Here is a 12,323-nt window from a genome sequence, read left to right as displayed (position 1 = left end):
ACGTGTCAGAATCTTCTTACACGTGTTAGAGGATGTGGCCATGAGTCACGAGACTATGACAGGTGACCAGTTGCTGAGGATGCTCTCGGCGCTTGCGAATCCGCACCGTCTGCGGATCGTGGCGGCGCTGGCCGACGGACGGAACTACGTCAGTCAGCTGGCGCGCGACATGGGCATGAGCAGGCCCCTCCTGCACATGCATCTGCAACGCCTGGAGGCCGCGGGTCTGATCACCGGAGCCCTGGAAGTGTCGGAGAACGGCAAGGCGATGAAGTACTTCGAGGTCGCGCCGTTCGATTTCGAGCTGAGCGCCGCCACCGTCGCCGCCCTCGTCCCGACCCTCACCGAAGACAACGAGAAGGCTGGTAAGTAGCGCATGTACGGGGCAAGTTACGCCGCAGACGCCTGGACGAGCTCCAATGACAAGACACTGCTGACCGTGATCGCGGTGGTGCTCGTCGCTGCGGCCTTCGCGGCCGTGAAGATCTACCAGGCCCGCGCCGCGGCCAGCAAGGACGGCTACCGCGTGCTGCTGGAGCAGATCAGCGAGCGCCAGGGCCAGTTGGTCGGCGAGATCAACGACATCAGGGTCCGTCTCGACTCCATGGAGAAGATGATGCGCGAAGTCGAGTGACCCGGCCGGAGTTCCGGACCACAGGGCGGCCACCCGAGGTCCGGACCCCGCGCCACCAGTGAAGTCCTGATGTGCGTCATCCCTCCCATGGAAAGAGCCCCCCGTGTCCTTAGCCGAACGCGTCTTCGGCGCGCTCATGCCGTGCGGTCGCAGGTCGAAATGGTTCGTCCTCGCCGCCTGGCTCGTCCTCGCCGCCGTCGCCGTGCCCCTCGCAGGCGGCTTGGCCGGCGCCCAGAAGAACGAGTTCACCCAGGCGCTCCCCTCGGGAGCCCAGTCCACCGCGGTCGCCGAACTGGCCGACCGCTTCCCGGGCGGTGACGACCTGTCGGGTGTCGTCGTCTACGCCAGGGACGGCAAGCTCACCGACTCCGACCTCGCCAAGGTGGACGGCGACCGGGCCCGCATCTCCGCGCTCACCGGCCGCGACGTGCCCGCCGCGATCGCGGCGGAGGACGGGAAGGCGCTCAGCCTCCCGGTGATCCTCGACGGAGACGCGAAGCCGCAGGACATCAAGGAGGTCCGGACTCAGGTCGAGGACAACCTGCCCGACGGCCTGGAGGCCCGGCTGACCGGCGCCGCCGGCGACAAGCTCGACTCCACGGACGCCTTCGGCGGCGTCGAGACCACGCTGCTGTACGTCGCCGCGGGCGTCGTCGCCCTGCTGCTGCTCCTCATCTACCGCAGCCCGGTGCTGTGGATCCTGCCGCTGCTGGTCGCGGGTGTCACCGCCGAACTCGCCAAGGCCGTGGTCTACCTGCTGGCCGTGCACGCCGGGATGGTCGTCAACAGCCAGGGCGCCGCGATCCTCCTCGTCCTCGTCTTCGGCGCGGGCACCGACTACGCCCTGCTGCTGCTCTCCCGCTACCGGGAGGAGCTCCGCGCCCACGAGGACCGCCACGACGCCATGAAGGCGGCCCTGCGCAAGTCGTCCACCACCATCGCGGCCTCCGCCGCCACCGTCTGCCTGGCCCTGTTGTGCCTGCTCGCCGCCGAGCTCAAGTCCAATCGGGCGCTGGGCCCGGTCGCCGCCGTCGGCATCACCTGCGCCCTGCTCGCCACGCTCACCCTGCTGCCCGCACTCCTGGTCCTGTGCGGCCGCTGGATCTTCTGGCCGCTGGTACCCCGCCACAACGCCCCCGTCGCCGACAAGCCCACCCTGTGGGCACGGATCGGCACCGGCGTCACCGCCCGCCCCCGCGTCTCCTGGGTCGCCGCCCTCCTCGTGCTGGGCGCCCTGGCCCTGGGCAGCATGGGCGTCAAGACCGGCCTGGACTACAAGCACATCTACCGCACCGAGACCGGCTCCGTGGCCGGCCAGCAACTGCTCGCCCAGCACTTCCCCGGCGGCGCGGCCCGGCCCGCCCGGGTGATCGTCGATGCCGAGGACGCCGCGGAGGCCGCGCAGCGGCTCCGGGTCGAGGGCACGGCCGCGGTGCAGAAGCCGCGCCTGTCCACCGACGGCGAACTCGCCTCCCTCTCCGTCGTCCTGTCCGACGCCTCCAACAGCCCCGAGGCCCAGGACACCATCGACCGGATGCGCACGGCCGCGGCCGACCTTCCCGACGCCCACGTGCTCGTGGGCGGCAACACCGCGGCCACCCTCGACGTGGCGCGTGCCCAGGACCACGACCGCAAGGTGATCATCCCGCTGGCGCTCGCGGTCACCATGCTGGTCCTGATCATCCTGCTGCGCTCGCTGCTGGCCCCGCTGATCCTGGTCAGCGCCGTCGTGGTCTCGTACTTCGCCACCCTCGGCGCCAGTTGGCTGCTCTTCCGGCACCTCTTCGACTGGCCGGCCGTGGACACGTCGCTGGTGCTCTACGGGTTCATCTTCCTGGTGGCGCTGGGTGTCGACTACACGATCTTCCTGGTGGACCGGATGCGCGAGGAGGCGGCGCACGGCACCCCGCGCGAGGCCGTGCGCCGTGCCTTCGCGGCCACCGGGGGCGTGATCCTCAGCGCGGGAACCGTTCTCGCGGCCACCTTCGCCGTCCTCGCGGTGCTGCCGCTCGTTGCCATGGCCGAGATCGGTGTCATGGTCGGCCTGGGGGTCCTGCTGGAGGTCCTGTTGGTGATCACGGTCCTCGTGCCCGGCCTCGCCACGGACATCGGCCGCCGCTTCTGGTGGCCCAACAAGCTCGTCCGGCACTCCGAGGGCGCCGCCGACCTGCACGTAGAGAAGAACGATAGCGACGCGGCGCAGGCTCCTGCGGGGGGCCCTGTCCGAGTATGAGGAGCAAGAGGAGCAACACCATGACCAACGACCGCAGCCACGCCCTGATACCCGCCGTTCTCGTCGCAGGCCTCCTCCTGACCGGATGCTCCGACACGGACGGCGACATGAAGAGCACCACTGCCGACGCCACGGTCTCGGAGGCCGTCACCTCGGTCGAGGTCACCGATGCCCGGCGCGGCTCCATCAGCATCACGCCCGGGGAAGGCCCCGGGGTGACCGTCCACCGCACCGTCCACTACCGCGACAGCGCGGAGCCCAAGCCCACGCAGCAGGTCACCGGGGGAGTCCTGACCTTCACCAACGGCTGCGACAACTGCTACATCGACTACGAGTTGAAGGTTCCCTCCTCCGCCAAGGTCACGCTGGAGAACAGCAGCGGTGCGGTCTCCGTCACCGGCGTCGCGGCCGCCAAGGTCGAGACGACCTCGGGTTCCGTGAAGGTCGAGAAGATCGCCGGGCCGCTCGACGTCAAGACCTCCTCCGGCGCCGTGACCGGCACCGCTCTGGCCGGCCCGGGCGCCGTGGTCCGCACCGACTCGGGCAGCACCCGGCTGGAGTTCGCCGCGGCGCCCTCCGCGGTCACCACGGACACCGGCTCCGGCAGCATGACGCTGAAGGTCCCGGGCGGCCCGTACAAGGTCGACGTGACCACCACCTCGGGCAAGCGCGAGGTCCGGGTGCCCAGCGACCCGGCCGCGAAGTCCACGATCACGGCCAAGGCGTCCTCGGGAGACGTGGAGATCTCCGCCTCCTGAGCCTCGCCACCGCCCCCCAGAAACCGCCGCCCCGCACCGGTGCCCCCCGTCACCCGTGCGGGGCGGCCGCATGTCCGGACGCTCTTCGTAGGAACGGCATGGGCGCCGTATAGAAGTGCCTCGCACGATGGAGGGGTCATCACGACCAGCCCCGGCCTTGGAAAGTGCGAGGCCGCCGAGCGGCCACTCGGCGGCCCACAGAGGTGTACCACCACGCCAACCGGCGTGCCTGATGTGCGTACGTACCTCCTCGGCACAGGGGATCATCCCGCACGCCCTCATGGCAAGCGCGGAGCACGCCCCGTAGAGAGGACGACCAGCCATGCCCGCCGATTTCATCGACACCGTCATGGGCCATGCCCGCACGGTCCCCGACCGTGCGGCGTTGGTGCACGTCCGGTACCGCGCCACCGGGCTCGTCGAGGAAGCCATGACCTACGCGGAACTCGACGCGGCGGCCCGTACGGTCGCGATCCGGCTCGGCGAGCACTGTGCCCACGGCGACCGGGCCCTGCTGCTGTACCCGACGGGTTCGGCGTTCGCCGCCGCGCTGTTGGGCTGTATGTACGCCGGTGTGGTACCCGTGCCCTCGCCGCTGCCCGAAGGAACCCGAGGACGCCAGAGCCGCACCACCGGCATTGCGCTCGACACCGCTGCGACGATCGTCCTGACCGACGCCGCCGCCCTGGCCGACGTCACCGGCTGGCGTGACCGCGACGGCCTCGACGCCTTGCCGGTGCTCGCCACGGACACCCTGACCGCCGAGGCCTCCGAACACGCCGCCTGGCAGCGTCCGGAGGGCGAGGCGCTCGCCTTCCTCCAGTACACCTCGGGTTCCACCAGTGACCCCAAGGGCGTGATGGTCTCCCACGACGCGCTGCTGGCCAACCTCACCCTGATGCGGGACGGCTTGCTGCTCGACAGCTCCACCCGCATGTGCAGCTGGCTGCCGATGTACCACGACATGGGGCTGATCGGGCTGCTGCTGGAGCCGGTGTTCCTGGGCACCACGGTGTACGTCATGTCGCCCATGGACTTCCTCAAGCGCCCGCAGCTGTGGCTCCAGATCATCTCCACGCACGGCATCGAGGTCAGCAGCGCCCCGAACTTCGCCTACGACCTGGCCACCCGGCGGCTCACCGACGCCCACATCGCCGGACTCGACCTGTCCCGCTGGCGGATAGCCTGCAACGGCGCCGAGCCCGTCAGTGCCTCCACCCTGGACCGGTTCTCCGCGCGGTTCGCGCCGGCCGGATTCAAGCGGGAGGCGCTGCTGCCCTGTTACGGCATGGCGGAGACCACCCTGTTCGTCGCGGGCACGCCCGTCGAGCACGCTCCGGTCGTCACCTCCGTCGATCCCGCCGCCCTGGAGAAGCACGTCTTCGAGCCGGCGGACGGCGGTCTGAGCCTGGTCAGCAGCGGCCGGGTCGAGGGATTCGACATCCGGATCGTCGACCCGAAGAGCCTGCGGACCCTGTCCGACGGCCACGTCGGCGAGATCTGGCTGCGCGGAGAGAGCGTTGCCCGCGGCTACTGGAACAACCCCGGGGCCACTCAGGACGTCTTCCGCGCCCGTACCGCCGAGGGTGCGGAGGGCTTCCTGCGCACCGGTGACCTCGGCGTGCTCGACGAGGGTGAGCTCTACATCACCGGCCGCATCAAAGAAATGATCATTCTCAACGGCCGCAACGTCTATCCCCACGATGTCGAGCGCGAGGTCACCGCGGGGCACGACGCGTTCGCCGGCCTCGCCGGCTGCGTGTTCACCGTACCCGCGCCGGAGGAGGAACTGATCGTGGTCCAGGAGGTCCGCGCGGCCAGGGACGAGGACCTCGCCGCACTGGCCGCCCTGGTGCGCGACCTGGTGGGGGAGTACCTGCAGACGCGCGTCGCCAACATCGTGCTCATACGTCCCGGCAAGGTGCGCAAGACCACCAGCGGCAAGGTCCAGCGCACCCTGATGCGCCGGCTCTTCATGGACGACGAACTGGAGTTCCGGCTCCAGGATCTGGATGCCCCGGTCCGGGCCCGATACCGCGCGGAGGTGCCGGCCGTATGACGCTCGCCTACGACCCGGTCGCCCTGGCCGACGCCTTCGAGCGCGCCCTCGGTGACCCCCGCGACCCGGACCGGGCCTTCTCCACCTCACGCGTCCTGGAACTGGACCGGGCCGAGGAATTCCCCGAGGACATCGTCGCCGAGCTCCACGCCTGCGGGCTCGGCGCGCACTACGTGCCCGAGGAGTACGGCGGCCGCCTGAGGAACTACGAGGAGCTGCTCCAGATCGTGCGCCGCGTCGCCGCCCGCGACCTGACCACCGCGATCGGGCACGCCGCGACCTACTTGGGGGCGGTGTGCACCTGGGTGGCCGGCACTCCCGAACAGGCCGTCCTCACGGGCCGGGAAGTGATGGCCGGCACGGTGCACTCCTTCGGCCTGACCGAGCGCAACCACGGCAGCGACATCCTCGCGGGCGAGGTGACGGCCGCGGCCTCACCGGGCCGCTACCGCCTCGACGGCGAGAAGTGGCTGATCAACAACGCGACACGCGGGTGCCGGCTGTGCGTGCTGGCCCGCACCGAAGCCGAGGGCGGAAGCCGCGGGTTCAGCCTTTTCACCGTCGACAAGCGTGATCTGCCCCCGGACACCTACCGCACGCTGCCCGCCGTCCGCACCCACGGCATTCGCGGCACCGACATCAGCGGCATCGCGTTCACCGGCGCGTCCGTGCCCGCAGGGGCCATGATCGGGGCTCCCGGCGAAGGCGCCGAGATCGTGCTCAAGAGCCTCCAGCTCACCCGTACGCTCTGCGCCGCGCTCTCGCTGGGATCGGCGGATCACGCACTGAGGCTCGCGCTGGAACAGACCCGGCCCGACGAGGACCCGGCGGTGACGGCCGTCCTCACCGACGCGTACGCCGACCTGCTCACCGTCGAGGCGGTGTCGACGGTGGCGGCCCGCTCGCTGCACGCGCTCACCGGCGAACTGAGCATCCTGTCCGCCGTCGTGAAGCACTTCGTCCCCACCACCGTGGACGCGATGATCGAGCGACTGGCCGGGGTGCTCGGGGCCGAGGCCTACACGGCCGACGGCGCCTTCCAGAAAGTGGCCCGCGACCACCGCATCGTCGGCATCTTCGACGGCAACACCGTGGTCAACCTGCTGGGGGTGGTCAACCAGTTCGGCATGCTCGTGCGCGGCCGGCGCCGCGGCACCTTCGACGCGGCCGGCCTGGCCGCGGCCACGACGCTCGGGTCCGCGCCCCCGGCCTTCGACCGCGAACGGTTGAGCCTCATGTCGCTCCGCGGCTGCACCCTCACCCAGGCACCGCTGGACGACGCGGTGCCCCACGCTGCGGAACTGCGCCGGATCTCCGACGACCTGCACGACGAGATGGCGCGGATGCGCCCCTCGGCCCGGGACACCCGGCCGGAGGCGTTCGACCTGGCCGAGCGGTACACGCTGCTGTTCGCCGCCTTCGCGTGCGCGCAGCTGTGGTCGCACAACCGCGACCGGTGGCCCGACACCGGCCGGCTGGAGGTCAGCCTCGCCCGGCTGCTGGCCCGCCTCGGCCACCCCGTCGAGACCGTGGGCACGGACTCCCTGCTGCCCGAGCTGCTGCGACGCCACGACGGGGGAGAGGCGACGCCATGACCGCGACGACGGCCATGACCGCGACGACGGCCGTGTCCCGCCTGCTCACGCGACCGGTGGCGCATGCGGCACTCCCGCAGGCCCGTCTCGGGCACCCGCCCGCCACACCGGTGGAGCTTTGCGAGCCGCTTCCTGTCCACCGGCCCGAGGAGGCCCCCCGATGACCGCTGTACTCGCCGAGAAGCGCCTCGGTGATCCGCTCGACCCGGCCAACCCACTGGGCTTCGACGCCATCCTGGCGGCGGACGAGAGGCGCGAGCCGTTCACGGCCGCCGACGACGTGTTGCGCGGACCGCTGGCGGAGCGATCGGGCCGGGACCGACTGGTGGAGCTCGGACGCGCCGTGTTCCGCCGGGACACCGCGCTCGCCGCCCGGCTGGGGGTACCCGGCCTCGCCGCGGTCCACGGCCTGCCGCGCCCTCCGCAAGCCGCTCCCTTCGCGGTGGCGGCCGATGCCGGACTGCGCGTGGCCGACGGCATCCTGAACGGCCGCGCCCACGTGCTCGGCCCGGACCCGCACGGCTACGCGGTGCTCGGGCTGCGGACCGACGACGGCACGCCGGCCCGGCTGCTGCTCGATCTGGCCACCTTGCCCTCCGCCCACGTACACCGCGGTCCCGCGCGGAAGCTGATCGCCCTGGAGGGCAGCGCGGTGGCGGAGTACACGTTCCACGGATGCCCGCTGCCCGGCTCGGGGGTCCTGGATCTGTACGGACCCGAGGTCCCCGCGCTGCTGTCCGGCATGGCGGTGGGGGCCGTCGACAGCCAGCTGCGCCTCGCGCTCGATTTCGCCCACGGCCGGATGCTCTACGGGCGCCGGGTGACGGACATCCCGCACTCGGGGAACCTGCTGGCCGGCGTCTTCCTCGACGTGCTGATCTGCGACGGGCTCGCCGGCCTGCCCGGAGCCTCCGCCCTGGTCCACGACGTCGTCCGGCAGGCCGGGAACGAGCTGACCGTGCTGCTCGGCGCCCGCTCGTACCTGCGCGAGGGCCCGCACGGCATCTTCCAGAAGCAGCTGCGGGACCTGCCCGCCCTGCTCCACCTCGCGGCACTGCCGGACGCCTCGGCCCCCGCACCCCTGCCGCGTGAACTACCCGCCCCGGACGGCCTCGCGGACGCGGTGCGGCGCCGTCTGGGCACTCGGTTCGGCCACCGGCCGCAGCCCCTCGACGACACCACCCGCAGGCGGGTCCTGGACGAACTGCTGGCCCGGGCGGACGCCGGGCTCACATTCGACCTGGCCTGCACCGCGCTGCCCCGTACAAGAGCCTGATCAGGAGTACGCCACCATGACAGACACCGCCGACAGAACCGCCCCCGTCACCGCGGAGGACATCCGCGACTGGCTCGCGAACCGTGTCGCCTTCTACCTCGAGGTGCCGGCCGACAGCATTCCCCCCGACGCGAAGTTCGTCGAGATGGGTCTGGACTCGGTCTACGCGATGACGATGTGCGGCGACATCGAGGATCGCTTCGAACTGGAGGTCGAGCCGACCATCGCCTGGGACCACCCCACCGTCGCGGCGCTGACCGCGCATCTGCACGACGTGCTGGGCCGCCGATGACGGCCGGCGTGTCCGTCGGCCAGGAGGCACTCTGGTTCCTGCACCGGATGGCGCCGGACAGCTCGGCGTACAACGTCGCCGCCGCGGTGCGGATCCGTACGACGGTGGACCTGGGCACGCTGCGGCGGGCCCTGGCCGCCACCGCGCAGCGGCACGACATGCTGCGCTCGTCGTTCACCGAAGACGACGGCCGGCTCCGGCGTGTGGTCAGCGCCTCCGCCCTGCCGGAGCTGAGCGTGCGGGAGGTCGGCCGGCTCGACGACGCCGAGCTGCACGCCCTCGTCCGGTCGCTGAGCACGGAGCCGTTCGACCTGACCCGAGCCGCCTTCCGGGCCGACCTGATCCGGCGCACCGACGACGACGCCGTCCTCCTGCTGACGGCGCACCACATCGCGACCGACGCGTACTCGCAGGGCATCGTCCTGCGCGACCTGCTGGACGCGTACGGTGCGGGCGGCACCGCCTCGTCCGCCAAGCCGCTGCGGCTGACGTGGGACGATCACGTGGCAGCCGAGCAGGAGCTGCTGGCCTCGCCGCGGCGGGCCGAACTGGAGGCGTACTGGCGGGACGTGTGTGCGCGCGCACCACGTGTGCTGGACCTGCCCACGGACCGGCCACGACCACCCCGGCAGACCTTCGAGGGCGACACGTACGAGCTGCGGCTTCCGGACGACTTCACCGCCCGGCTGCGCGAGGCGGCGTTCGGCGCGGGCGTCACGCCGTTCGTCCTGCTGCTGGCGGCCTTCCAGTCCACCGTGCACCGGCACAGCGGCCAGGACGACTTCCTGATCGGCTGGCCCACGACCACGCGGGCCGGACACAAGGCCGGCCATACGGTCGGCTACTTCGTCAACTCGCTCGCCCTCTCGGCCCACTTCGACCGCTCGACGACCTTCATCGGGCTGTTCCACTCGCTCGACGAACAGATCAAGCAGGGCATCGGCCGCGTCGGGTACCCCTTCGCGCTGCTGCCCAAGGCGCTGGGGCTGCCGCACGATCCGAGTCGGCCACCGATCACGCAGGTGGCCGCGACGATGGTGACGACGAACCGGCTGGAACCCCTGGCCGACCTGCTGGCCTCCGGCGAGGCGGCGGGGCGGGAGCTGGAGGTGGGAGGACTGCGCGTCACCGCCTTCGACGTGCCCCAGCAGGAGGGACAGTGCGAGCTGTCGGTCGAGTTCCTCCAGAGCACCACGTCGTTGCGGATCTCCTTCCGCTACCACACCGGGCTCTTCGACCGGTCTGCCATCGGGCGCCTCGCCCGCCACTTCCAGCGGTTCACGGAAGCCGCGGTCGCCGACCCGGACCGCCGCGTCGCGGACGTCTCCATCGTCGACGCGGCCGAGCTGGCCCGGCTCGTCGCCCTCGGTTCCGGTGCCCGATCCGAGCTCACGTCCCCAGGTGGTGTCCACTGATGTCCACGCCCACGACCACGACCACGGCCCTCGACAGGGTCGGCATCTCCGAAGAGCGGTTCCTGGACGACCTGGCGCACTTCGCCTCGATCGGCGGCAGGCCCGACGGCGGCGTCGACAGGGTGGCCGGTTCCGCGGCCGACGTGGCGGGCCGGGCGTGGTTCGCCCAGCGCATCGTCGATGCCGGTCTCGTCCGGCACGTCGACGCCATCGGAAACGTCTTCGGAACGGCGCCGGGCTCCGAAGGCCCGTACCTGCTGATCGGCTCGCACACCGACACCGTCCCGGCGGGCGGTCGGCTCGACGGCGCGTACGGAACCGTTGCCGCGCTGGAGATCCTGAGGGCGCTGCACGAGGCGGGACACCCGGCGGCGCGGTCGCTGCGGATCGTCGGCTTCTTCGACGAGGAGGGTGCCCGTCCCGATTCGACGGGAGGGCTGACCGGGTCCACCGCGTTCTGCTCCGGCGAGGGCATCCGCGACGTTTCCGCCTTCCTCGAACTGCACATCGAGCAGGGCCCGCGCATGGAGGCGGCCGGAACGGAACTCGCGGTGGTCGAGGGGATCGTGGGCGTCCAGCGCTTCGCGGTGACCTTCTTCGGCGAGACCAACCATGCGGGTACGACGCCCATGACCGGCCGCGCCGACGCCGGCCGCGCCGCGATGAAGCTCGCGAGCCGTGTGCAGCCGATGGTCCTGGGCATCGACCGGGACATGGTCATGAACATCGGCTTCATCGAGTTCGTACCGGGTGCGCCCAACGTCGTGCCCGGTGAGGCGCGTCTGGTCGTCGAGTGGCGGTCGGGCTCGCCCTACGCGCTGACCGAAGCCACGCGCGAGCTCGAGGCGCTCGCCCGCTGGACGGCCGCCGACGAGAACTGCACCGTCTCGGTGGAGCGGATTTCGGACAAGCGGATCACCGAATTCGACCCGGCGCTGTGCGACACCGTCGAGCGGGCCTGCCGCCTCACGGGAGGCCGCCTGGAGCGGCTGCTCAGCTACGCCGGGCACGACGCGAGCGTGCTGGCCCAGCACGTGCCGACGGCCATGCTGTTCGTGCCGAGCAGGGGAGGGGTGAGCCACTCGCCCAAGGAGGACACCTCGGACGCCCAGCTGGTGCGCGGCTGTCAGGCCCTGCTCCAGTCGGTGATCGTGTACGGAGCCCGTGACGCAGATGGGAGTTGACCGACCGGCGGTTCACGCCGGCCCCTGGTTCCCGCCGGTGGCCGGCGCTCCCGTCGAAGGGCTGCCGCTGCTGTGCCTGCCCCACGCGGGCGGCGGCGCCACGGCGTACCGCACCTGGCCGCACGCCCTCACCCCGTACGCCAGGGCCGTGCCCGTTCAGCTGCCGGGTCGCGAGGACCGGTTCGGGGAGCCGCCGGTGAGGTCGGCGGCGGTGCTCGCCGCGCAGCTGGCCGATGCGGTGGCCGCCCATCCGGTGACGCGGGACGGGTGCGCCCTGTTCGGGCACAGCATGGGTGCGCTGCTCGCGTTCGAGCTGGCGCACGAACTCATCGCGCGGGGCCGGCCACCCGTCCACGTCTTCGTCTCGGCCTACCGAGCGCCACAGCTGCCGCGACGCACCCGGGACGTGCACCTGCGCGACGACGCGGGCCTGTGCGAGTTCCTCGCGGAACTGGAGGGGACACAGGCCGAACTGCTGAGGCATCCGGAGCTGCTGGAGGTCCTGCTCCCCGTGATCCGGGCGGACTTCGAGCTGTGCGAGACGTACCGCTACCGGCTCCGGCGCCGGCTGGACGTGCCGGTCACGGTCCTGGGAGGCCGGCACGACGAGGGCGTACCTCCCGAGGACCTGGACGCCTGGGCGGAGGTGTCGGGAGAGCGGTTCGCAGTCGAGCTGTTCGACGGCGGACACTTCTACCTGCGCCAACGGCAGGCGGCCGTGCTGTCCGTCGTGGCGGAGGCGCTGAGGGGCCGACGGCGCGCATGACCGGACGCGGACAGCGGCGCCCCCATCCGAACCCCCATCCGAACCCCCATCCGAACCCCTCTCCGAGCAGGGCCTGACGGCTCCTCGCCGTCAGGCCCTGCCCGGCCGGGC

General features: G+C 71.5%; 11 protein-coding genes. All 11 read left to right on the top strand.

All coding sequences use genetic code 11. The features are described from left to right. Positions 1 to 40 precede the first annotated feature (40 nt). A complete protein-coding gene (locus OG534_RS08525) occupies positions 41 to 373 on the top strand; it encodes an ArsR/SmtB family transcription factor (RefSeq protein WP_326587484.1) in 333 nt (110 codons plus the stop codon). A gap of 3 nt (positions 374 to 376) precedes the next feature. Beyond that, positions 377 to 634: a hypothetical protein gene (locus OG534_RS08520; RefSeq protein ID WP_326587483.1), complete on the top strand. Its 258-nt coding sequence runs from the start codon at positions 377 to 379 to the stop codon at positions 632 to 634. 103 nt (positions 635 to 737) lie between these two features. Beyond that, complete coding sequence (locus tag OG534_RS08515) at positions 738 to 2,867, top strand: MMPL family transporter (RefSeq protein WP_326587482.1); 2,130 nt, start codon at positions 738 to 740, stop codon at positions 2,865 to 2,867. 20 nt (positions 2,868 to 2,887) lie between these two features. Continuing rightward, on the top strand, positions 2,888 to 3,625 hold the full coding sequence (locus OG534_RS08510) for a DUF4097 family beta strand repeat-containing protein (protein ID WP_326587481.1): 738 nt from the start codon (positions 2,888 to 2,890) through the stop codon (positions 3,623 to 3,625). Positions 3,626 to 3,947: 322 nt separating this feature from the next. Then, positions 3,948 to 5,684, top strand: a complete 1,737-nt coding sequence (locus tag OG534_RS08505; RefSeq protein ID WP_326587480.1) for a fatty acyl-AMP ligase — start codon at positions 3,948 to 3,950, stop codon at positions 5,682 to 5,684. Beyond that, positions 5,681 to 7,279: an acyl-CoA dehydrogenase family protein gene (locus tag OG534_RS08500; RefSeq protein ID WP_326587479.1), complete on the top strand. Its 1,599-nt coding sequence runs from the start codon at positions 5,681 to 5,683 to the stop codon at positions 7,277 to 7,279. The genes OG534_RS08505 and OG534_RS08500 overlap by 4 nt, the downstream gene beginning before the upstream one ends. Before the next feature lie 160 nt (positions 7,280 to 7,439). Further along, complete coding sequence (locus OG534_RS08495; RefSeq protein WP_326587478.1) at positions 7,440 to 8,555, top strand: hypothetical protein; 1,116 nt, start codon at positions 7,440 to 7,442, stop codon at positions 8,553 to 8,555. Positions 8,556 to 8,571: 16 nt separating this feature from the next. Continuing rightward, the gene (locus tag OG534_RS08490; protein ID WP_326587477.1) at positions 8,572 to 8,847 is read left to right on the top strand and encodes an acyl carrier protein; all 276 of its coding nucleotides are present in this window, start codon (positions 8,572 to 8,574) and stop codon (positions 8,845 to 8,847) included. Between the two features lie 8 nt (positions 8,848 to 8,855). Continuing rightward, positions 8,856 to 10,262 (top strand): condensation domain-containing protein, encoded by a 1,407-nt coding sequence (locus OG534_RS08485; RefSeq protein WP_326587476.1) that lies wholly within the window; start codon positions 8,856 to 8,858, stop codon positions 10,260 to 10,262. Next, entirely contained in the window at positions 10,262 to 11,446 is a 1,185-nt protein-coding gene (locus OG534_RS08480) for a M20/M25/M40 family metallo-hydrolase (RefSeq protein WP_326587475.1), read from the top strand. The genes OG534_RS08485 and OG534_RS08480 overlap by 1 nt, the downstream gene beginning before the upstream one ends. Next, entirely contained in the window at positions 11,436 to 12,212 is a 777-nt protein-coding gene (locus OG534_RS08475) for a thioesterase II family protein (RefSeq protein ID WP_326587474.1), read from the top strand. The genes OG534_RS08480 and OG534_RS08475 overlap by 11 nt, the downstream gene beginning before the upstream one ends. Positions 12,213 to 12,323: the final 111 nt, after the last annotated feature.

The sequence above is a fragment of the Streptomyces sp. NBC_01294 genome, from assembly GCF_035917235.1.
In the GTDB taxonomy this organism is placed as follows: domain Bacteria; phylum Actinomycetota; class Actinomycetes; order Streptomycetales; family Streptomycetaceae; genus Streptomyces; species Streptomyces caledonius.
Note: the sequence above shows the minus strand (reverse complement) of the source record. Positions and strands in the feature narration are given on the sequence as shown.

Coding starts and splice junctions, on each gene's coding strand:
- OG534_RS08505 (WP_326587480.1), top strand. CDS start 3,948: ATGCCCGCCGATTTCATCGACACCGTCATGGGCCATGCCCGCACGGTC.
- OG534_RS08520 (WP_326587483.1), top strand. CDS start 377: ATGTACGGGGCAAGTTACGCCGCAGACGCCTGGACGAGCTCCAATGAC.
- OG534_RS08525 (WP_326587484.1), top strand. CDS start 41: ATGAGTCACGAGACTATGACAGGTGACCAGTTGCTGAGGATGCTCTCG.
- OG534_RS08480 (WP_326587475.1), top strand. CDS start 10,262: ATGTCCACGCCCACGACCACGACCACGGCCCTCGACAGGGTCGGCATC.
- OG534_RS08475 (WP_326587474.1), top strand. CDS start 11,436: ATGGGAGTTGACCGACCGGCGGTTCACGCCGGCCCCTGGTTCCCGCCG.
- OG534_RS08495 (WP_326587478.1), top strand. CDS start 7,440: ATGACCGCTGTACTCGCCGAGAAGCGCCTCGGTGATCCGCTCGACCCG.
- OG534_RS08500 (WP_326587479.1), top strand. CDS start 5,681: ATGACGCTCGCCTACGACCCGGTCGCCCTGGCCGACGCCTTCGAGCGC.
- OG534_RS08490 (WP_326587477.1), top strand. CDS start 8,572: ATGACAGACACCGCCGACAGAACCGCCCCCGTCACCGCGGAGGACATC.
- OG534_RS08510 (WP_326587481.1), top strand. CDS start 2,888: ATGACCAACGACCGCAGCCACGCCCTGATACCCGCCGTTCTCGTCGCA.